Below are 20,253 nucleotides of genomic sequence, written 5' to 3' on the forward strand. Positions count from 1 at the left end.
TAGAGCATGCCCGAGGCGCGGCTCCGGGAAGCCGCCTTTGTTTTGTGCGCACAGCCCAGGAGGGCAGATCATGACGGCGACCGCTCCGGTCGAGGATTTTGCAGTCGAGCTGCGCACGCTGGCGGAGTCCGCTGGCGCATGGCCGTTCGAGGAAGCCCGCAAGATCGTCGAGCGCCTGAAGCGGAAACCCAAATCGGAAGTCCTTTTCGAGACCGGCTACGGCCCCTCGGGCCTGCCCCATATCGGCACCTTCGGCGAGGTGGCGCGCACCACCATGGTGCGCCACGCCTTCCATGTGCTGACCGAGGGCACGATTCCAACGCGCCTGCTGTGCTTCTCCGACGATATGGACGGCATGCGCAAGATCCCGGAAAACGTGCCGGATCCTGCCGCGCTCAAGCCTTATCTGCAGATGCCGCTGACCAAGGTGCCGAACCCCTTCGGCGGTGGCTATGCCAGCTTCGGCGACCACAACAACGCGATGCTGCGGCGCTTCCTCGACGCGTTCGGCTTCGACTACGAGTTTGCCAGCGCGACTGAGTATTATTTCTCCGGCAAGCTCGACGCGGTGCTGCTAAAGGCGGCGGCGACGTACGAGGCTATCATGGAGGTGATGCTGCCGACGCTGGGCGAGGAGCGGCAGGCAACCTATTCGCCCTTCCTGCCGATCTCGCCCGTCTCTGGCCGTGTGCTCTACGTGCCGCTGAAGGCGGTCGATGCCAAGGCCGGCACCATCACCTTCACCGACGAGGACGGCGAGGACAAGACCGTCCCCGTCACCGGCGGCCATGTAAAGCTTCAGTGGAAGCCGGATTTCGGTGCCCGCTGGGCGGCGCTCGACGTCGATTTCGAGATGTTCGGCAAGGACCACCAGACCAACGCGCCGATCTATGATCGCATCTGCGAGGTTCTGGGCGGCGTGGCACCGGAACACTTCGTCTATGAGCTGTTCCTCGACGAGAACGGCCAGAAGATATCGAAGTCCAAGGGCAACGGCATCACCATCGACGATTGGCTGACCTATGCCAGCCCCGAGAGCCTGGCGCTCTACATGTTCCAGTCGCCGCGCTCGGCCAAGAAGCTGCATTTCGACGTTATTCCGAAGGCGGTGGACGAGTATTTCGGCTTCCTCGCCCGCTACCCCACGCAGGACTGGAAGAGCCGGCTCGGCAACCCGGTGTGGCACATCCATGCCGGCAACCCGCCCGCGGACGAACTGCCGCTGAGCTTCGGCCTGATGCTCAAGCTCGCCTCGGCGTCCAATGCCGAGGACAAGGCCGTGCTCTGGCGCTTTATCGAACGCTACGCGCCCGGGACGTCGCCTGAAACCCATCCGTCCGTCGACCAGCTCGCGGGCTATGCGGTGCGCTATTTCATCGACCGGGTGAAGCCGCGCCGCACCTTCCGCCTGCCGGACGAAGTGGAGGCGCAGGCGCTGGCCCGTCTCGACGCGGCGTTGGCACCGCTCGATGGAACGGACCGCGACGCCATCCAGAACGCCGTGCTCGATGTCGGCCGCGCCGAGCCACGCTATCAGGACCACAAGCGCAAGAGCCCGACCGGCGGTCCCGGCGTGACCTTCGCCTGGTTCAGCGCGCTCTACGAGTTGCTGCTCGGCGAGAAGGAAGGCCCGCGCTTCGGCGGCTTCGTGGCCGCCTACGGCATCCCCGAGACCCGGGCACTGATCGCTCGGGCACTCTCCGGCGAACTCGCGCGCGGGGCGGAGTAGGCGAGAGCGACATGGCAAAGCGGCGCGAGGGACAGATCGACCTGCGAGTGGACGATCCGCAGCAACTGCTCGACATGCTCGATCCGTTTCCCTTCCGGGAGCGCGGCCTCGACGGCGAGGTGGACGCGTATATCTGCGAGCATGCCGAGGACGTGCCGGCGGAAGTCCCGCTCGCCATCACCGTTCACCTGCCGGCAGCACAGGCACAGGGTGCCCTCGCGCAGAGCCTGCCGGGCATTGTCAGCGAGCATTTCCACCAGCAGGCGGAGCAGCGCGGCAGTGAGCTTTCCCGCCTGTTCGCCCAGGGTCGCAAGGCGCTGCTGATCGGGCTGGTCGTGCTCGGCCTGTGCCTCGTCGTCGGCCAGTCGCTGGTCAATCTCTTCCCCGAGTCACGCCTGGCCGGCGTGGTCATGGAAGGGCTCGTCATCCTAGGCTGGGTGGCGAATTGGCGGCCGATGGAGATTTTCCTGTTCGACTGGTGGCCGCTGGTGCAGGAACGTCGGCTGTATCACCGTCTGGCGAAGGCGCAGGTGAAGATCGCCGCCCAGCCCCCGGACTCCTGATTGTCGGTCTATCCCGGCCGGTGCGCCGCCAGCGCCTTCGCGCGCAGAGCGCTGAGCGACGTGGTCGGCGTGATCGCCTCCGGGTCGAGCTTCACATGCACGATGGCCGGCAGGCCGGAAGCAAACGCCGCATCCAGCGCCGGCACGAACTCATCATCCATTTCCACCTTGGCGCCAAAGCCGCCGAAGGCGCGGGCATAGGCGGCGAAATCCGGGTTGCGCAGCGTCGTGCCGAAGACGCGGGTGGGATACTCCCGCTCCTGGTGCATGCGGATGGTGCCATACATGCCGTTGTCGATGACGACGGCGACGATGGGCGCCCCATATTGCACGGCGGTGGCGAATTCCTGCCCGGTCATGAGGAAATCGCCATCGCCGCACACCGCGACAACAGGCGTCCCCGGCTGGGAAATCTTCGCCGCCACGGCTGCCGGCAGGCCATAGCCCATCGAGCCCGACGTGGGAGCCAACTGCGTCCCATAGGCGCGGAAGTGGTGGAAACGGTGCACCCAGATGGCGAAGTTTCCTGCGCCATTGCAGATGACGGTCTCCTTGGGGAGGCCGCGCAGATACTGCACCAGCGTGGCCATCTGCACCGCGCCGGGATTTGCCGGCGGCGCCTGCGTCCAGTCGAGATAGTCGGCGCGCGCTTCGGCACGCCACGCGCTCCATGCCAGTTCGTTAGGCGGCTGAACACCCTCCAGCGCGGCAGCGAAGGCCCCCGATGAGGCGTTGATCGCCAGCGCCGGCTGGTAAACCCGGCCGAGTTCCTCCGGATCAGCATGCACATGCACGAGGGGTACGCCGGGATCGGGAATGCCGAACAGGCTGTAGCCCTGCGAAGGCACTTCGCCCAACCGCCCGCCGGCCAAGATCACGAGGTCGGCCTGCTTCAGCCGGTCGATCAGCTTGGGATTGACCGAGAAGCCGACATCGCCGGCGAAGCATGCGTGATCCGCCGGAAAAAGCATCTGCCGCCGGAAGCTGACCGCCACCGGCAGGTCGAAACGTTCGGCGAAGCGCTCCACCGCCGCGACCGCCCGGGCGTTCCAGCGGGCGCCCCCGAGGATCATAACCGGCCGCTTTGCCGCCCAGAGCAGGCGCTGGAGCCGCATCATGTCGGCGAGGCCGGGCCAGGTCTCGGCCGGCTCCACCGCCGGGGCGTCCGGCACCTCAGCGATTTCGCTCAGCACATCCTCCGGCAGCGCGATCACCACCGGGCCCGGCCGGCCCTGCATGGCGACGCGGAAGGCGCGCGCGACGATTTCCGGGATGCGTGCGACCTCGTCGATTTCCACCGCCCATTTGGCGAGTGGGCCGAACACGGCGCGGTAGTCGACCTCCTGAAATGCCTCACGCCCGCGCATGGCACGCGAGATCTGCCCGACGAACAGGATCATCGGTGTCGAATCCTGCTGGGCGATATGGATGCCCGCGCTGGCATTTGTGGCGCCCGGCCCGCGCGTGACGAAGCAGATCCCCGGCCGGCCGGTGAGCTTGCCGCAGGCTTCCGCCATCATCGCCGCGCCGCTCTCCTGCCGGCAGATGACGAAATCGACATCACTGTCGGAGAGCGCGTCGAGCACGTCGAGATAGCTCTCGCCGGGCACGCCAAAAGCGCGGAAGACGCCATTGGCGCGAAGGGCATCGACGAGAAGACGGGCGCCGGTGCGGGAGGCGGGGGAGGGCAGGGAGGTCATGATCGGGAACTCAGGACGCGACGAGAGGCCGGCACTCTAGAGCCCGGCGCATGGGAAGGCGAGTAGCCTTCCGGCGATGTCCGCCCCGGTTCTCAAGCGAAGCCAATCCATCGCCCGGCTACCAGCACGGCGAGCCAGAGCATGGCGGAGGCTGCGGCCGAAGTGCGAATGCGGCCCGTAAGTGGCCCGCCGCGGAGCGCCTCGCGATAGGCCGGATTGCCGTGCTGGAGGGCGACATTCACCAGCGCCGCCCCCAGCAAGGCGAGCTTTACGAGGAACGCAGGGTTCTCCGCATACTCGGCCGCGCGCACGGTGAAAAGCCACAGGCCGGTCAGCACCGCGAGGCTGGTGCCGAGCGCGGCCACGCGCGCGTGGAGCGGGCCAATCACCGCCAGCGGCACGCGGCGCAGCCCGCCCAGCAGCCGCAGGTCGAGCACCAGTATGGAGCCCAGCAGCAGGGCCACGCCGAGAATGTGGGCAGCGTTCACCAGCAGATAGGCGACCCACGACGCTCGCAGCCAGCGGGCGCCCGGCCAGCCGCCGAGCGCGCCGAGAAGACTTCCCGCGTCCTCCATGTCGGCCTCACTTGCTGCCGATTCGCTCCGGATACATGTCGTAGTTCTGGCCGGCGAGGGTGATGCGAACCGCCTTCATATGCGGCTTAGTCTCGTCGCGGTTGCGATTGCCGAGCACGGTGATGGAATCGCCCGGCTTGGCCGTGTCGCCGGTGAAGCCGGAATTGGCGGTCTGGCGGGGATTGCCGAGATCGACCTGCCAGAGCGTGCCATCCTGCGCCGTCACCTGCAAAGACGGGTGCGGTGGCGCCATGGAGATGGTCTTGATCGTCCCCTCCAGCGTCATCTGCTCGCTGTTCGCCCAGCTCCAGCCGTGATGGGCGAGGGCAGGGGCGGAGGCGGCGAGAAGGGCGGCGAGGCCGGCGCCAAGGAGGGCGCGGCGTGTGTTCAAAGGTGTCGTCGAAAGCATCGAAGCGGCTCCTGTCGTTACGGAAGTCGCTTCAGACTATGGGGCGATGATGGGCGGCGGCGAGAGATCGCTCTCTCACTTCTGCGCCAGCGCAGCGTGCGCTGGCGCGTTCGCCGCCCAAAGATCACACGTCGACGCTGGCGCGCAGGGCATTGTCCTGGATGAATTCGCGGCGCGGCTCGACCACATCGCCCATCAGGCGGTTGAACAGGTCGTCGGCGTCGGCGACTTCCTTCACCTTCACCTGCAGAAGCGAGCGGGCGTCCACGTCGAGCGTCGTTTCCCAAAGCTGTTCGGCGTTCATTTCGCCGAGGCCCTTGTAGCGCTGGAGTGCGACGCCCTTGCGGCCGGCATCGGTGACGGCATCGAACAAGTCCATCGGGCCGAAAACCTGCGTTTCCGTGCCCTTGCGGCGCAGGGTGGAAAGCTCCGCATGAACTTCCTGCAGGTCGGCGGCGAGGCTGTCGAGCCGGCGCGCTTCGGCCGAACCGACGAAGGTGGCATCCAGGGCCGCGACCTCCTTCACGCCGCGCACGGTGCGGGTGAAGCGGAAACCAGCGCCATCCGCCTCGCCGATCCAGCCGCGCTCGGTGTCGTCGGCTATGAGATCAAGGCGCTGGGCGACGATCTTGGCGATGTCGGCGGCCCGCTCTTCCTCGATGAGAAGGCCGGGCGTGAGAGCGCCGGCGATCGCCGCCTGTTCGACCACGGCGCGGTTGTAGCGCGGGTGGAGCCCGTTCATCACATGGCGAAACGAGCGGGCACTTTCCAGTACATGGTGAAGATCGGCGCCGCCGCGCACTTCCCCGGTCTTGAGGAGCAGCGATGCCTCGTCGAGGCCCTGGGTGATCAGGTAGTCTTCCAGCGAGCGCTCGTCCTTCAGGTACTGCTCGGATTTGCCGCGCGTCACCTTATAGAGCGGCGGCTGGGCGATATAGATGTGTCCACGCTCCAGCAGTTCCGGCATCTGGCGGAAGAAGAAGGTCAGCAGCAGGGTGCGGATGTGCGAGCCGTCGACGTCGGCATCCGTCATGATGATGATCTTGTGATAGCGCAGCTTCCCGACATTGAAGTCGTCGCGGCCGATGCCGGTGCCAAGCGCAGTGATCAGCGTGCCGATCTGCTCGGAGGAGAGCATCTTGTCGAAGCGCGCGCGCTCGACGTTCAGGATCTTGCCACGCAGCGGCAGGATCGCCTGGAAGGCGCGGTTGCGGCCCATCTTGGCGGAGCCGCCGGCCGAGTCTCCCTCGACGATGAAGAGTTCGGACTTGGCGGGGTCCCGCTCCTGGCAGTCGGCGAGCTTGCCGGGAAGCGAGGCGATGTCGAGCGGGTTCTTGCGCCGCGTGAGTTCGCGCGCCTTGCGCGCCGCTTCGCGCGCGGCGGCGGCCTCGACCACTTTGGTCACGAGCGACTTGCTCTCGGCGGGGTGTTCCTCCAGCCAATTGCCCAGCGCGTCATTGACCAGCGCCTCGACCACCGGGCGAACCTCGGAGGAGACCAGCTTGTCCTTGGTCTGCGAGGAGAATTTCGGATCGGGCACCTTCACCGAAAGAACAGCCGTCAGGCCCTCGCGGCAATCCTCGCCGGTGGGATCGACCTTTTCCTTCTTGGCGATGCCCGAGCGTTCGGAATAACCGATGATCTGCCGCGTCAGTGCCGCTGCAAAGCCGGTGAAATGCGTGCCGCGGTCGCGCTGCGGGATGTTATTGGTGAAGCACAGCACGTTTTCATGATAGCTGTCGTTCCATGAAAGTGCGCATTCCACAACGATGCCGTCGCGCTCGGCGCGGATGACGATGGGCTTCGGCAACAGCTCCTGCTTGGAGCGGTCGAGATACTGCACGAAGGCTTCGACGCCGCCCTCATACATCATCTCTTCGCGCTTGATCTCGGGGTGACGCGCATCCGTCAGCACGATCCTCACGCCGGAATTGAGGAAGGCGAGTTCGCGCAGCCGGTGCTCCAGCGTCGCATAGTCAAATTCGATATGGGTGAAGGTGTTCGGGCTGGGCACGAAAGTCACCATCGTGCCGCGCCTTCCAGCCGGCGCCGGGCCCGTCACCGCGAGCGGCTTTTCGGCGTCGCCATGGCGGAACCGCATGTGGTGCTCCAGCCCATTGCGCCAGATGGTCAGGTCGAGCGTGGTCGATAGCGCATTGACCACCGAGACACCGACGCCGTGCAGGCCGCCGGAGACCTTGTAGGAGTTCTGGTTGAACTTACCGCCCGCGTGCAACTGGGTCATGATGACCTCGGCCGCCGACACACCCTCTTCGTCGTGGATGTCGGTGGGAATGCCGCGACCATTGTCGGTCACGGTGACGGAGCCCTCGGCGTTGAGCGTCACCGTCACCTCGTCGGCATAGCCGGCGAGCGCTTCGTCAATGGCGTTGTCCACCACCTCATAGACCATGTGGTGCAGGCCGGAGCCGTCATCCGTGTCGCCGATATACATGCCCGGGCGCTTGCGCACGGCGTCGAGGCCGCGAAGCACCTGGATCGACTGCGCGCCATAGTCGTCCCCATTTGCGGTGGGGGTCGGGGCGTTGTCGGATTCGGCCATGGATAAAGCTCATCGATTCGTTTGACGTGACTGAGACTTATACCGCAATCGCGCGGTTATTTCGTGGCGCTCGTGGCCAGGCAGATGACCGTCGCTGTCCGGGCGGATGCCTCCGGGTGAGCGCCGATCCTCGCGTGCGCGTGCGGCCGCGTGTAAGGGCCAAATATAGGAGTTTTTCCCTTTATTTTCAAGGATAAACCCTAGTCAGCGGTAAAGCGCTCCACATGCCCTGATGTCACCGCGAAGCGCTCGGCCCGTCCTGAGAGCGCGGCGAAGGCGGAGGGGTCCGCGCCGGTCATCCACACCTGGCCGCCGAGTGCGTCGAGCGCGGCGAACAGAGCGGCGCGGCGCTCGGGATCGAGGTAGGCGACGACGTCGTCGAGCAGCATCACCGGCGCAATGCCGGTCATCTCCGTCACCAGCCTTGCATGGGCGAGGGCGAGGCCGATCAGAAGAGCCTTCTGCTCGCCGGTGGAGCCCTGCCCGGCGGGAATGGATTTCGGGCCGTGGCCGACGAGAAGGTCGGTCAGGTGCGGTCCCTCAAGCGTGCGTCCCGCCGCCCGGTCGCGCGGGCGAGCGGCGCGCAGCGCGAGCCGATATTGGTCCTCGACGAGCGTGGCCGGCTCGCGTGCCAGCGCGCGCTCCACCTCGCCCTCAAGCGCCACTGTCGCCCAGGGAAAAGGCGAGGTGTCATCACCACCTTCGTCCCGCCCCTGCGCGATGCCCGCGGCGAGGCGGCGAACGGTCTCCATCCGCGCGGCGGCGACCGCGATGGCGAGCGCGGCAAGCTCCTGCTCGACGGCGTCGAGATAGCGTGGATCGGTGGATAGATCCTCCAGCAGACGGTTGCGCGCCCGCAACGCCCGTTCCAGCGCGTTGACCCGTGCCCCGTGCTCGGCATCGACCGCCAATACCAGCCGATCGAGAAAGCGCCGGCGCTCGGAAGGCGGGCCGAGGAACAGGCCGTCCATGTCAGGTGTCAGCCAGACGACGCGGACATGGGCGGCGAAGGCGGCGGCCGAGCCTGCCGGCTCGCCATCGATGCGGGAGCGCCGCGTGCGCGCTTCGCCGTCGGCCTCCACCCCCGTGCCGAGTGTCACTTCGCCATAGGCGCCCTCGACCATGGCGGCGACGGCCCATCCGGAGGCGGCCACGCCCTGCGGCCCACGGGCTGCAAACTGGTCGAGACTCGCCCGTCTGAGCCCGCGCCCGGGCGCGAGCAGCGAAATGGCTTCCAGCAGATTGGTCTTGCCGGCGCCGTTCGGGCCAAGCAGCACGACCGGACCCTTGCCCGCCCGGATTTCCGCCTGATGGTAACTGCGGAAATCGCTGAGCCGCAGGCGGACGATGCGTGCCGTGGCGGTCGCGAGCGAACTCACACGCGCATCGGCATCAGCACATAGAGAGCGCCGCGCTTTTCCGGGTCCTGCACGAGGGTGGGGGAGCCCGGATCGGCGAGCTTCAGCTCAGCCGTGCTGCCTTCGATCTGCGAGGTAATGTCGAGGAGATAGCGGCTGTTGAAGCCGATATCGATCGGCTCCGCCGCGTACTCGACCTCGATCTCCTCGGTGGCGCTGCCCGAATCGGGATTGGTCACGGAAAGGGTCAGCTTGCCATCGCCGATGGAGAGCTTCACCGCGCGCCCGCGCTCGCTCGCAACGGTCGAGACGCGATCGACGGCGGAGGCGAAGTCGGCCTTGTCCACGATCAGGGTCTTGTCGTTGCCGACCGGGATGACGCGGCCATAATCGGGGAAGGTGCCGTCGATCAGCTTGGAGGTCAGCACCACGCGGTCGAGCGAGACGCGGATCTTGGCGGTGGAGAGTTCCACCGTCACCTCGGCGTCGGCATTCTCGGCCAGGCGCTGGATTTCGGCGACCGCCTTGCGCGGCACGATGACGCCCGGCATGCCGATAGCGCCGGCGGGGGCCGTGGTCTGCGCCTGCGCGAGGCGATGGCCGTCGGTGGCGACCGCGCGCAACACCGGCCCGCCGGCATCGGCGACATGCAGGTAGATGCCGTTGAGATAATAGCGGGTCTCTTCCGTCGAGATGGCGAACTGGGTCTTGTCGACCAGCCGCTTCAACTCGCCGGCCGGCAGGGTGAAGCTGTGCGACATTTCACCGGCGGCGAGATCGGGGAACTCGTTCTCCGGCAGGGTCTGAAGTGCGAAACGCGAGCGCCCGGCGCGCACGGTGAGCGTGCCGCGGTCGCCGGAGGTCTCGATCATCACCTGAGCGCCCTCGGGCAGCTTGCGCACGATGTCATAGATCGTGTGCGCCGGCACCGTGGTGGCGCCTTCCTGCTGCACTTCGGCGGCGATCGTCTCGACGATCTCGATATCGAGGTCGGTGGCGCGCAGGGCAAGGCCGCGCGGATCGCTGCGCATCAGCACGTTGGCGAGAATCGGAATGGTGTTGCGCCGCTCGACGACACGATGAACGTGGGCCAGAGACTTGAGCAACTCGGCCCGCTCGACAGTGACCTTCATGGCCGCGACACCCGTGGCTTTACGAAAAAGGGAAGGCGCACGAGGCACGGGCGGCCGGAGGACACCCGGCCACGCGCCCCGAGCAGCGGCGCGGGTGCACCGCCGGGGGCGCCGACATTGCCGCCACTGGCGTATCAAGGCAAGCGGCGCACCCCGTGGATGCGCCTAAATGATGGGGAAATCTACGGGAATAGTGGGGAGCGCCCCGCAGGGCGGGGCTTTCGGCTACTCGTCGTTGACCAGCCGCTTCAGCGTCTCCACCTCGTCGGCCAGCACGCGGTCGGTGCCGACCAGCCCGTCGATCTTGCGCACGGCGTGTAGCACGGTCGTGTGATCTCGACCGCCGAAGCGCCGGCCGATTTCCGGAAGCGAGCGCAACGTCAGCATTTTCGCGAGATACATCGCGATCTGACGCGGCTTCACCACATTCGCTGTGCGGCGCTGGGAAAGGATGTCGGCACGGCTGACATTGTAGTGCTTGGCGACGACGCGCAGGATGTCGTCCACCCGCACGCGCTTGGGCTCGCTGGAGCGCACGAGGTCGCGCACGGCGTTCTCGGCCATCTCCAGCGTGATGGCGCGCGAGGTCAACTGGTTGTGCGCCAGCAGGCGGTTCAGCGCGCCGTCGAGGTCGCGACCGTTCTGGCCGCAATTGCGGGCGATGAAGTTCAGCACGTCCGGCGGAACGCCGAAGCCGGGGTGCTGGTGCGACAGGGTGGCGATGCGGGCGGCGAGGATTTCGAGCTTCAACTCGTCATCCAGCGGCGCGATTTCGACCACGAGGCCGCCGGCGAGGCGCGAGCGTACCCGCTCCTCCAGCGCGTCGAGCTCGGCCGGAGGACGGTCGGCGGCGATCACCACCTGACGGCCGGAATCCATCAGGGCGTTCAGCGTGTGACAGAATTCCTGCTGCACGCTCTTTCCCTGCAAAAACTGCAGGTCGTCGATAACCAGCGTGTCGATGCCGCGCAACTGCTCCTTGAAGGCCAGCGACGACTGGCTCTTCAGCGCTGCCACAAAGCCGTACATGAAGCGCTCGGCGGTGAGATAGACGACGCGGCGGCCATGGTTGGCGCCATCGGCGGCGATGGCCTGGAGCAGATGCGTTTTGCCGAGGCCGACGGCCGCGTGGAGATAGAGAGGGTTGAAGACCGGGCCGCTGCCGGACGGAGCATGGGCCACCTTCAGCGCCGCAGCGTGGGCGAGGCGGTTGGAATCGCCGAGGCGATACGTCGAAAAATTGAGGCGGGGGTCGAGCGGCGACCCGTTGGCCACTTCCGCCGGGTTTGCCATTGCGATCGAGATAGGCGCCGCGCCGTCTGTCTCGACGGGGACAGACGGCCGCGTCACCGCGGCGCGAACCGGCATCGGTATGGAGCCCGGCGCCCGCATCACCGCCGTGCGGACGATCAATTCGACACGGTCGACGGAGCCCTCTTCCTGCCAGAGCGCGATCAGCCGCTCTATATAGTGCTGCTGGATCCAGGTCTTGAGGAAGCGGGTGGGAACGGACAACTGCACGAATCCATCACGGATTCCGTCCAGTTCAATGCGCGGAAACCAACTCGAATACACCTCTTCACCGACCTCGGCGCGCAGGCGACGGCGCACGCGATCCCAGGCCTCGCGTGCGTCCGTGTCCAGCCCTGCACGCGCACCGGCGCGTGCCGCCACACCGGCAAACGGGACTTTTCCAGAGGGTTCGATGCCATCTTTGAACATATCGGCTCCGCGCTTTTTATGCGGCTGTTGGGACACACGAGAGCCATGCCGTCACGCGGGATCGCAGACGCGACCGAGCGGGCGACAGGCTCATCAGTGCAAATGGATTGGTCGACGTCGCCTTGCGGCCGTTCGTCAATGGGCGGGGGATGTCATTAGACGACCCGCATCAGTGCCTCAATAGGCGAGTTCGCCGGGACATGAGGTTCGCGCGGAACGCAGCTCAACTGAGGGTTCGATGTCTCTTCGTCGCAGGCGCCATCCACCTTCGGAAGGGTGGGGCGATCTGGACACGCACCCTCTTGTGCGTTCATTCGCGTGGTCATAGCTGCCCCTTCACGGCAAGATCATTGCCGCCCTCAAAAGATTAGATTGTTATGATTTAACCAAAAATTGGAAACACTACGCGCTACGCTGACAAGTTCTTCCTTTGGAGAAGGCATGTCATTTGACGCCAGACGGCAGCAAATTTTGGGGAGACAGGGTCATGAATACAGCACACACCACCCTCCTCACGTTGCAATGAGCCGTTCCAAAACTCAACTTTTCGCTGAGGTGTCCGGCCGGACCGGATGAAGACAACATACACAGCACCCCCCTGCGGTGCAACGTCATCAGTGCCGCAGAGGTGGCATCCCGGTGCCGCACACCGCTGATTCGGTCGCACAAAAAAGAGCCATCAGCCGGCAAATCTCTGAGTCACTTGCAAGATTCATCGAGGCAAATTGGCGGGTCTTTCCGCAGCTAAATTTGCGCCGAGGGGGGGTGGGTGAGGCCGGGAGGGGGTGATTCGAGAGGGCTCGGCGAGCGTGGGTCGTAAGTATATGTAATTTAAGGAACAATTCTGCGCGACGGCGGGGGATTTTGACAATGAATTTGCGGGATTTCGCCTTGCTTGGGAGTGGCCGCGGAGTCAAGAAGCATCGCTCCCTCTCGTCAAGCGGTTCGAGTCGCAAAACGGCTCCGTGACACTTTTGCAACGCCAGCGCGGGCGGCCTGCGACGAGCAAGACCCCACGCCTGCCGATGACCTGGCCGGCTGCCCTGCGGCGCCCCGCGTAAACGCGAAAAGCCCGGCACGAGGCCGGGCTTGACGTCATTTTTGATCGCTGCGTTGAGGCTTGCAAGCAAGCCGTCCGTTCAGGCGCTGAGCTTGGCCAGGCGCTGAGCCAGACGCGAAACCTTGCGCGAGGCGGTGTTCTTGGGCAGCACGCCCTTCTGGGCGGCGCGCATGATTTCCGGCTCGGCGGTCTTGAAGGCCGCGCCCGCCGCGTCCTTGTCGCCGGAGGCAAGTGCCTCCTCGACCTTGCGCACAAACGTACGCATCCGCGAACGGCGGTTCTTGTTGACTTCAGTGCGGCGCTCAATCTTGCGAGCCGCCTTTTTGGCGGAGGGCGTATTGGCCATCGGCCATCCTCTTCATCTTCGCAAGGACGCCGCGTACCGCGCCTTGCCGAAATGTCGGTTGCAAATGATTAGCAGAGCGGTCCCGGAGGAGCTCTGCGTGAGTGGCGGGCTTATAGTCGGGGGGCGCCGCCGCGTCAATATGCAAGGCGCGGGCGGTCGCCGCTACAAGGGTTAATTGTTGGTAAAAGAGGCCCCGCGCTTGTTGGCGAAGGCCGCCATGCCCTCCTTCTGGTCGGCGGTGGCAAACAGCGCCTGGAAGAGGCGGCGCTCGAATCGGATGCCTTCCGACAGCGAGGATTCGAAGGCGCGGTTGACGCTTTCCTTGGCCATCATCACAGAGGGCAGCGACAGATCGGCGATGGTGTCGGCGACCTTCATCGCCTCGTCCCGCAGCGATGCCAGCGGCACGACGCGCGAGACGAGGCCGTAGCGGTCGGCCTCCTCGGCGGTAAGGGTGCGGCCGGTGAGGCACATTTCCATCGCCTTCGCCTTGCCGACCGCGCGGGCGAGGCGCTGCGAGCCGCCGGCGCCCGGAATGATGCCGAGCTGGATCTCCGGCTGGCCGAAGCGGGCATTGTCGGCGGCGAGGATGATGTCGCACATCATGGCGATCTCGCAGCCCCCGCCCAGCGCATAGCCCGCCACTGCGGCGACCACCGGCTTGCGGCAGCGGGACAGCCGCTCCCACGAGGTGATGAAGTCGTCGACATAGGTCGCGGGGAAGCTGAGCGCCTGCATCTCCTTGATATCGGCCCCTGCGGCGAAGGCGCGCTCGGAGCCTGTAAGGACGATGCAGCCGATGCCGGCGTCGCGCTCGAAGTCGTCCAGCGCACGCCCGAGCTCGTCGATCAGCGCCGCGTTGAGGGCGTTCAGGGCCTTGGGGCGGTTCAGCGTGATGACGCCGACGCGCCCGTTGGTTTCGACGAGGATGGTGTCGTAGGACATGGGGCGCTCCTAGCGCTGGCAGGCGGCACAATAGAAGGTCGAACGCCCGCTTTGCACAAGCCGAGCGATGGTTCCGCGGCAGCCGGGGCTGGTGCAGACGCCGCCTTCGCGATCATAAACCCGGAAGGTGTGCTGGAAATAACCCAGCGTGCCGTCCACCTGAGCATGGTCGCGCAGGGTCGAGCCGCCGGCGGCGATAGCCTCCTGCAGCACCGTGCGGATCGTCTCCACAAGGAGGGCGACGGGTGCGGTGGGGCGGCCCGTGGGGGTGACGAGGGTAGAGGCGCTCCGTTCCGGCGAGAGTCCGGCGCGATGCAGCGCCTCGCACACATAAATATTGCCGAGCCCGGCCACGACCTTCTGGTCGAGCAGCGCCGCTTTCAGCGGGGTGCGCCGCCCCTTGAGCGCCTGGGCCAGCCGCGCGGGGGTGAAATCGTCTCCCAGCGGCTCGGGCCCGAGGTCGCGAAACAGCGGGTGCGCCGCCAGCCCCTCGCGCGGCAGCAGCAGCATGAAGCCGAAGCGGCGCGGGTCGTTATAGATCACCTCCGCCGCGCTGGTTGCGCCGCCCTCCATGCGCAGCACTACATGGTCATGCGCGGCAAGGCGCGAGCGCGGCAGGTGGAAGTCGCCCGGAACCTCCGGCGGGCCGCTGTCAGGCTCGATGCGGAAGGAGCCGGACATGCCCAGATGCATGACCAGCACCTCGTCGACGCCGTGCCCGTCGGGGCCGACATCCGCCATCAGATATTTTGCCCGCCGGTCGAGCCGGCGCAGCACCCGTCCCGTCAGCCGCTCGGCGAAGCGCTCGGGCAGCGGCCAGCGCAGATCCGGCCGGCGGGTAACGGCCGCGAGGATGCGGCGGCCCTCCATGACCGGGGCGAGGCCGCGCCGGACGGTTTCGACTTCAGGCAGTTCGGGCATGGAAGGACAAGGGTCTCGCGGGGGGAGATAAGGCTTCAGGCGACCATATGGTGCGCGCGCAGGAACTGCGCGAGTTCGCCCGCCCGGGTGAAGCAGTGGGCGCGCATTCCGGCCTCGTGCGCGCCGGCGACATTGGCGGGCTTGTCGTCAATCATCACCGCCTCGCCCGGGGTGACGCCATAACGCGCCGCCACACCTTTATACACGGACGGCGTCGGCTTCTTCGCCCCGAACTCGCAGGCGACATGCATGGCCGGGCCGAACAGGGCCCGAAGCTCGGGCACCAGCACGTCGAAATGCTCGCGCATGATGTGGCCATTATTGGTGAGCAGGGCGATGGGCGCGCGCTGGCGCACCTCTTCCACCAGCGCGAGCACATCAGGGTCCAGCGTCATGGCGAGGGCGCGGGTGCGCAGCCAGTCGGAGCGACCGAACGGCACGCCGAGCGCTCCCGCTATGGCGGCGAGATAGGCGTCGGGGGTGAGGTGGCCGAGGTCGGAAGCGTCCTCGATGCCGCTGGCCCATACCCGCTCTTCGACGTCGGCGGCGGAGAGCCCCGCCGGGGCGCCCATGGCGGTGCGGCGGGCCTCGACATCGTAGCGCAGCAGCACGTCATCCATATCGAAGATGACGAGGCGGGGAGGGGGGAGGTCGTTGGCAGGCACGGTCATCGGCGCCCCCTCACGGAAGCGCGTCGTAGCCCTGGCCGAACCCGTTGAGATTGAGCGGGATGCCGATGCCTTCGTCCGGCTCGGGCGTCTCGCGGATCACGAAGATCGCCTTGGACCCGTTGCGCAGGCGTTCCATCAGCGTGGCATCCATCTCCACCTCGGCGACGCAGCCATTGGGCACGCAGCGCACGAAGCCGACGCTGCCGATGGGCGTGTCGTCGACGATAAGGCCGAGGCCGGAGGGGAGCAGCACGCCGAGAGGCGCAAGCACGCGCAGCAGCGACTTACCGCTGTCGCGCATCTTGAGCACGATGGCCGTGAGCCCGACATTCGGGCGGTCATCGGCCTGCACGCTCTGCAGCAGCACGCATTGCTCGGATTGCGCGCCGGGCGGCGTGTCGCAACGGATTTGCCATTCGCCATGAACCGAGCGCACGACGCCCTGCGCCGCCGCCCCGTCGAAGGAGGCGAACAGCGCCGCGACGGCGAGCGCCGCGACAATGGCTGAACGGAGGGCCGCGAAGCCGAGCATGGCTGTCTCCCGAAATGTGTCGTCCGCTATGTCTTCTAAAGAATCGGCGGCGGGGGACAAGGCGAATCGTGCGCGTTCCCCTTTTCAGCCGCTCCCCAAGGCAGGAGGCGGTACAAGCCCGAGCGTGATGTCAAGAATGCGGCAATCCATCGCCCCATGGAGATAGAACAGTTCCAGGCACCCGACGTCATGTCGCAGGACGGGACCCCCCTGCCGCGTTGCTCAGGTGTCCTTTTTGTGTTTGATGAGGATCAAATCACGCTGGCCCGACACGCGATTGCCATCGCTTCATCCGGGCCACGGGGAAGCTGATGGGAGTGACGTTCGCGATGAATTCGTGGGTCCGCAACGCTGCACGCCGGGCCGCCGGCATTGCCGGTGGGGTGCTCGGCATGCTGGCGCTGGCCTTTACCGGGGCCGCACTGGCGGGAACGGGACAGCCTTCGCCCTGGCAGATCAATCTTCAGGGGGCCGCCTCTCCTGTCATGGAGAGCATCCATTCTTTCCATTTCTTCCTGCTGGTGATCACTGTCGCGGTGGTGCTGCTGGTTCTGGCGCTGCTGATCGTGGTGATGGTGCGCTTCAACGAGAAGGCCAATCCGGTGCCTTCCCGCACGACGCATCACACCATGATCGAGGTGGCGTGGACCGTCGTGCCAGTGCTCATTCTGGTGGCGATCGCCATCCCCTCTTTCCGGCTGCTGTTCCTGCAGCTTGACCTGCCGAAGGCGGACCTCACCGTGAAGGTGACGGGCCACCAGTGGTACTGGTCCTACGAATATCCCGACAATGGCGCGTTCAGCTTCGACAGCCTGATGGTGGCGGAGGCGGACCTCAAGCCCGGCCAGCCGCGTCTGCTCGCGGTCGACAACGACGTGGTCGTGCCTGTGAACAAGGTGGTCCGCATCCAGGTGACCGCCGCCGACGTGATCCACTCCTTCGCTCTCCCGTCCTTTGGCGTGAAGATCGACGCCCTGCCGGGCCGGCTGAACGAGAGCTGGTTCCAGGCGACCAAGGAGGGAATCTATTACGGCCAGTGCTCCGAGCTCTGCGGCAAGGACCACGCCTTCATGCCCATCGCCATCCGGGTGGTGAGCGAGGAAGAGTTCGCGAGCTGGGTCGAGACGGCGAAGCAGGAATTCGCCGGTGCTGCCGTGCCCGCGCGTGTGGCGCAGGGCGAAGTGGCGGGCGTCGCTGCCCGCTGAGAGTGCCGTTTCGGCGCATTGAAGTTTCTAAGTGCCTGAAAAGGCGCGAATGAGGGACGGTTCCATGGCATACGCAGCCGGTCACGCGGGCGATCCGACGGGTTGGAAGCGCTGGGTCTATTCGACCAATAACAAGGACATCGGTGTGATGTACCTGATCTTCGCGATCATCGCGGGGATTGTGGGCGGCGCCCTGTCCATCGGCATCCGCATGGAGCTGCAGGAACCGGGGATGCAGATCTTCTCCGATCCGCAGACCTTCAACGTGTTCACCACCGGCCACGGCCTCATCATGATCTTCTTCATGGTGATGCCGGCGATGATCGGCGGTTTCGGCAACTACTTCATCCCGCTGATGATCGGCGCGCCGGACACCGCCTTCCCGCGCATCAACAACGTCGCTTTCTGGCTGCTCCCGCCCGCCTTCGGGCTGGCCATCCTCTCGCTGTTCGTCGAGGGCGCGGCCGGCTCGACCGGCTTCGGTGGCGGCTGGACCATCTACCCGCCGCTTTCGAGCAAGCTTGGCCACCCCGGCCCGGCGATGGACCTGCTGATCCTGTCGCTGCACATCGCCGGTGCGTCTTCGGTGCTCGGCGCGATCAACCTGATCACGACGATCCTCAACATGCGCGCCCCGGGCATGACGCTGCACAAGATGCCGCTCTTCGCCTGGTCGCAGCTCGTGACCGCATTCCTGCTGCTGCTGTCGCTGCCGGTTCTCGCCGGCGCCATCACCATGCTGCTGACGGACCGCAATTTCGGCACCACTTTCTTCGATCCGGCCGGCGGTGGCGACCCCATCCTGTTCCAGCACCTGTTCTGGTTCTTCGGCCATCCCGAGGTGTACATCCTCATCCTGCCCGGCTTCGGCATCGTCTCGCACATCGTCTCGACCTTCTCGCGCAAGCCGGTTTTCGGCTATCTCGGCATGGCCTATGCGATGGTGGCGATCGGCGTGGTCGGCTTCGTGGTGTGGGCGCACCACATGTACACGGTCGGTCTCTCGTCCTCGACGCAGGCCTACTTCGTCGCCGCGACAATGATTATCGCCGTGCCAACGGGCGTTAAGATCTTCTCATGGATCGCCACCATGTGGGGCGGGTCGATCTCGATGCGGGTGCCCATGCTGTGGGCCATCGGCTTCATCTTCCTGTTCACCGTGGGAGGCGTCACCGGCGTCGTGCTCTCCAATGCGGGCGTCGACCGTTCGCTGCACGACACCTATTACGTGGTGGCCCACTTCCACTACGTGCTGTCGCTCGGCGCCGTCTTCGCCATCTTCGCCGGCTGGTACTACTGGGTGCCGAAGATGTTCGGCTACATGTACAGCGAGACGATCGGCAAGATTCACTTCTGGCTGACCTTCGTCGGCGTCAACCTTGTGTTCTTCCCGCAGCACTTCCTTGGCCTCGCCGGCATGCCGCGCCGTTATGCGGACTATCCGGACGCCTTCGCGGGCTGGAACTTCGTGTCCTCGATCGGTTCCTACATCTCGGGCTTCGCGGTGCTGGTGTTCCTGTTCGGCATCTGGCGGATGTTCGCCGCCAAGGTCCCGGCCGGTGCCAATCCGTGGGGCGAGGGTGCGACCACGTTGGAATGGACGCTGAGCTCGCCGCCGCCCTACCACCATTTCGACGTGCTGCCCAAGATCAAGTAAGCGGCCGGATACGGTGAGAGACGATCCGGCGCGGTTCTCCGCGCCGGACGCGCAAAGGGGCGGAGCCGGCAACGGCCTGCCCCCGGGTTTCCGGGCCGGCTTCCTGCGGGGCCGCTGGCCAAGAGTGCATCGCCCCGGCGATGCCGGCAAAGAGAGCATCGCCCCATGGCGATGCCGGAGTTAAGTGGATGAGCGACATCGCCTCGCGCGACTTCGACCTGACCCCCGGTGAGCCGCGCGCGCCCGGCACGCCGTCCTATGCGTCGGTGGCCGACTATGTCGCGCTGCTGAAGCCGCGGGTTATGTCGCTGGTCATCTTCACCGCACTGGTCGGCATTGTCCGCGCGCCGGGCGAGGTGCACCCGGTTATCGCCTTCACCGCGCTGCTCTGCATCGCCATCGGTGCCGGCGCCTCGGGCGCGCTGAACATGTGGTGGGACGCCGACATCGACGCGGTGATGACCCGTACCCGCCGCCGCCCGATCCCCGCAGGCCGGGTGACGCCGGGCGAGGCGCTGGCCTTCGGCATGACGCTCGCGGTCGGCTCGGTGCTGGTGCTCGGCCTGCTGGTCAATGAACTCGCCGCCGCGCTGCTCGCCTTTACCATCTTCTTCTACGCCGTCGTCTACACGATGTGGCTGAAGCGCTGGACGCCGCAGAACATCGTCATCGGCGGTGCGGCCGGCGCCTTCCCGCCCATGGTCGGCTGGGCAGCGGCCTCGGGCGGCATCGGGCTGGAGAGCCTGCTGCTTTTCCTCATCATCTTCTTCTGGACGCCGCCGCATTTCTGGGCGCTGGCGCTCTACAAGTCGGGCGACTATGCCCGCGCGGGCGTGCCCATGCTGCCCGTTGTCGCCGGTCCCAGCGAGACGCGGCGCCAGATCCTGCTCTACACGCTGCTGCTGGTGCCGCTGGCTATGTCGCCCTTCTTCCTCGGCATGGCCGGGCTGGGCTATGGCATCGTCTCGGGGCTCTCCGGCGCGCTGATGCTGCTGCTGGCCGTGCAGGTCTATCGCCGGCGCGAAGGCGCCCCGGCGGAGGTGGCCGCGCGGCGGCTGTTCGGCTTCTCGATCCTTTATCTTTTCCTGCTCTTCGCGGTCCTCCTCATCGAGGCGGTCGTGCCGGCCGGTTTCGGGCTGTGAGCGCATGGCGGCGAGGGTTGGA

Annotated in this window: 17 protein-coding genes; 5 read left to right on the forward strand and 12 right to left on the reverse strand. The window is 66.2% G+C overall.

The window, feature by feature from the left end; translation table 11 throughout:
* Positions 1-70: 70 nt before the first annotated feature.
* A complete protein-coding gene (locus tag EV667_RS06290; protein ID WP_131834400.1) occupies positions 71-1,729 on the forward strand; it encodes a lysine--tRNA ligase in 1,659 nt (552 codons plus the stop codon).
* Between the two features lie 11 nt (positions 1,730-1,740).
* Entirely contained in the window at positions 1,741-2,292 is a 552-nt protein-coding gene (locus EV667_RS06295; protein ID WP_131834401.1) for a hypothetical protein, read from the forward strand.
* Positions 2,293-2,300: 8 nt separating this feature from the next.
* Here the strand turns inward: EV667_RS06295 and EV667_RS06300 are convergent, their stop codons facing one another.
* The 12 genes from EV667_RS06300 to EV667_RS06355 all read right to left on the reverse strand — a co-directional run bounded on the left by EV667_RS06300 (position 2,301) and on the right by EV667_RS06355 (position 16,227).
* Entirely contained in the window at positions 2,301-3,992 is a 1,692-nt protein-coding gene (locus tag EV667_RS06300; RefSeq protein ID WP_131834402.1) for a thiamine pyrophosphate-binding protein, read from the reverse strand.
* 92 nt (positions 3,993-4,084) lie between these two features.
* Positions 4,085-4,567 carry a DUF6644 family protein gene (locus EV667_RS06305; RefSeq protein WP_131834403.1) on the reverse strand — a complete coding sequence of 161 codons (483 nt, stop codon included), beginning with the start codon at positions 4,565-4,567 and terminating at the stop codon, positions 4,085-4,087.
* 7 nt (positions 4,568-4,574) lie between these two features.
* Positions 4,575-4,976: a DUF6152 family protein gene (locus EV667_RS06310; RefSeq protein WP_245516005.1), complete on the reverse strand. Its 402-nt coding sequence runs from the start codon at positions 4,974-4,976 to the stop codon at positions 4,575-4,577.
* A 124-nt stretch (positions 4,977-5,100) separates the two neighbouring features.
* Entirely contained in the window at positions 5,101-7,539 is a 2,439-nt protein-coding gene (gene gyrB, locus EV667_RS06315; protein WP_131834404.1) for a DNA topoisomerase (ATP-hydrolyzing) subunit B, read from the reverse strand.
* Positions 7,540-7,739: 200 nt separating this feature from the next.
* The gene (recF, locus tag EV667_RS06320) at positions 7,740-8,918 is read right to left on the reverse strand and encodes a DNA replication/repair protein RecF (RefSeq protein ID WP_131834405.1); all 1,179 of its coding nucleotides are present in this window, start codon (positions 8,916-8,918) and stop codon (positions 7,740-7,742) included.
* Complete coding sequence (dnaN, locus tag EV667_RS06325; RefSeq protein ID WP_131834406.1) at positions 8,915-10,030, reverse strand: DNA polymerase III subunit beta; 1,116 nt, start codon at positions 10,028-10,030, stop codon at positions 8,915-8,917. Before dnaN ends, recF begins: the two co-directional genes overlap by 4 nt.
* 225 nt (positions 10,031-10,255) lie before the next feature.
* Positions 10,256-11,674, reverse strand: coding sequence for a chromosomal replication initiator protein DnaA (gene dnaA, locus EV667_RS06330; RefSeq protein ID WP_131835053.1), 1,419 nt, complete (start codon positions 11,672-11,674; stop codon positions 10,256-10,258).
* Positions 11,675-12,891: 1,217 nt separating this feature from the next.
* On the reverse strand, positions 12,892-13,158 hold the full coding sequence (gene rpsT / locus EV667_RS06335; protein WP_131834407.1) for a 30S ribosomal protein S20: 267 nt from the start codon (positions 13,156-13,158) through the stop codon (positions 12,892-12,894).
* Between the two features lie 171 nt (positions 13,159-13,329).
* Positions 13,330-14,103, reverse strand: coding sequence for an enoyl-CoA hydratase (locus EV667_RS06340; protein WP_131834408.1), 774 nt, complete (start codon positions 14,101-14,103; stop codon positions 13,330-13,332).
* A 9-nt stretch (positions 14,104-14,112) separates the two neighbouring features.
* Positions 14,113-15,024 (reverse strand): bifunctional DNA-formamidopyrimidine glycosylase/DNA-(apurinic or apyrimidinic site) lyase, encoded by a 912-nt coding sequence (gene mutM / locus EV667_RS06345; protein WP_131834409.1) that lies wholly within the window; start codon positions 15,022-15,024, stop codon positions 14,113-14,115.
* Between the two features lie 35 nt (positions 15,025-15,059).
* Positions 15,060-15,695 (reverse strand): HAD-IA family hydrolase, encoded by a 636-nt coding sequence (locus EV667_RS06350; protein ID WP_131834410.1) that lies wholly within the window; start codon positions 15,693-15,695, stop codon positions 15,060-15,062.
* Positions 15,696-15,705: 10 nt separating this feature from the next.
* Positions 15,706-16,227 carry an invasion associated locus B family protein gene (locus EV667_RS06355; protein ID WP_131834411.1) on the reverse strand — a complete coding sequence of 174 codons (522 nt, stop codon included), beginning with the start codon at positions 16,225-16,227 and terminating at the stop codon, positions 15,706-15,708.
* Positions 16,228-16,619: 392 nt separating this feature from the next.
* Between EV667_RS06355 and coxB the strand changes: the two genes are divergently transcribed.
* From coxB to EV667_RS06370, 3 genes are all read left to right on the forward strand, one after another.
* On the forward strand, positions 16,620-17,432 hold the full coding sequence (coxB, locus tag EV667_RS06360) for a cytochrome c oxidase subunit II (protein WP_425359020.1): 813 nt from the start codon (positions 16,620-16,622) through the stop codon (positions 17,430-17,432).
* A gap of 64 nt (positions 17,433-17,496) precedes the next feature.
* Positions 17,497-19,089 (forward strand): cytochrome c oxidase subunit I, encoded by a 1,593-nt coding sequence (ctaD, locus tag EV667_RS06365; protein WP_131834413.1) that lies wholly within the window; start codon positions 17,497-17,499, stop codon positions 19,087-19,089.
* 188 nt (positions 19,090-19,277) lie between these two features.
* Positions 19,278-20,231 carry a heme o synthase gene (locus EV667_RS06370; RefSeq protein WP_131834414.1) on the forward strand — a complete coding sequence of 318 codons (954 nt, stop codon included), beginning with the start codon at positions 19,278-19,280 and terminating at the stop codon, positions 20,229-20,231.
* The last annotated feature ends 22 nt before the right edge of the window (positions 20,232-20,253 follow it).

The organism is Ancylobacter aquaticus (assembly GCF_004339465.1).
Classification (GTDB): Bacteria; Pseudomonadota; Alphaproteobacteria; order Rhizobiales; family Xanthobacteraceae; genus Ancylobacter; species Ancylobacter aquaticus.

What these genes read in the sequence shown, in the direction of transcription:
- dnaN (WP_131834406.1), bottom strand. Translation starts at nt 10,030, where the DNA reads ATGAAGGTCACTGTCGAGCGGGCCGAGTTGCTCAAGTCTCTGGCCCAC.
- EV667_RS06305 (WP_131834403.1), bottom strand. Translation starts at nt 4,567, where the DNA reads ATGGAGGACGCGGGAAGTCTTCTCGGCGCGCTCGGCGGCTGGCCGGGC.
- EV667_RS06300 (WP_131834402.1), bottom strand. Translation starts at nt 3,992, where the DNA reads ATGACCTCCCTGCCCTCCCCCGCCTCCCGCACCGGCGCCCGTCTTCTC.
- EV667_RS06295 (WP_131834401.1), top strand. Translation starts at nt 1,741, where the DNA reads ATGGCAAAGCGGCGCGAGGGACAGATCGACCTGCGAGTGGACGATCCG.
- mutM (WP_131834409.1), bottom strand. Translation starts at nt 15,024, where the DNA reads ATGCCCGAACTGCCTGAAGTCGAAACCGTCCGGCGCGGCCTCGCCCCG.
- gyrB (WP_131834404.1), bottom strand. Translation starts at nt 7,539, where the DNA reads ATGGCCGAATCCGACAACGCCCCGACCCCCACCGCAAATGGGGACGAC.
- EV667_RS06350 (WP_131834410.1), bottom strand. Translation starts at nt 15,695, where the DNA reads ATGACCGTGCCTGCCAACGACCTCCCCCCTCCCCGCCTCGTCATCTTC.
- EV667_RS06290 (WP_131834400.1), top strand. Translation starts at nt 71, where the DNA reads ATGACGGCGACCGCTCCGGTCGAGGATTTTGCAGTCGAGCTGCGCACG.
- coxB (WP_425359020.1), top strand. Translation starts at nt 16,620, where the DNA reads ATGCTGGCGCTGGCCTTTACCGGGGCCGCACTGGCGGGAACGGGACAG.
- EV667_RS06370 (WP_131834414.1), top strand. Translation starts at nt 19,278, where the DNA reads ATGAGCGACATCGCCTCGCGCGACTTCGACCTGACCCCCGGTGAGCCG.
- rpsT (WP_131834407.1), bottom strand. Translation starts at nt 13,158, where the DNA reads ATGGCCAATACGCCCTCCGCCAAAAAGGCGGCTCGCAAGATTGAGCGC.
- EV667_RS06310 (WP_245516005.1), bottom strand. Translation starts at nt 4,976, where the DNA reads ATGCTTTCGACGACACCTTTGAACACACGCCGCGCCCTCCTTGGCGCC.
- EV667_RS06355 (WP_131834411.1), bottom strand. Translation starts at nt 16,227, where the DNA reads ATGCTCGGCTTCGCGGCCCTCCGTTCAGCCATTGTCGCGGCGCTCGCC.
- EV667_RS06340 (WP_131834408.1), bottom strand. Translation starts at nt 14,103, where the DNA reads ATGTCCTACGACACCATCCTCGTCGAAACCAACGGGCGCGTCGGCGTC.
- ctaD (WP_131834413.1), top strand. Translation starts at nt 17,497, where the DNA reads ATGGCATACGCAGCCGGTCACGCGGGCGATCCGACGGGTTGGAAGCGC.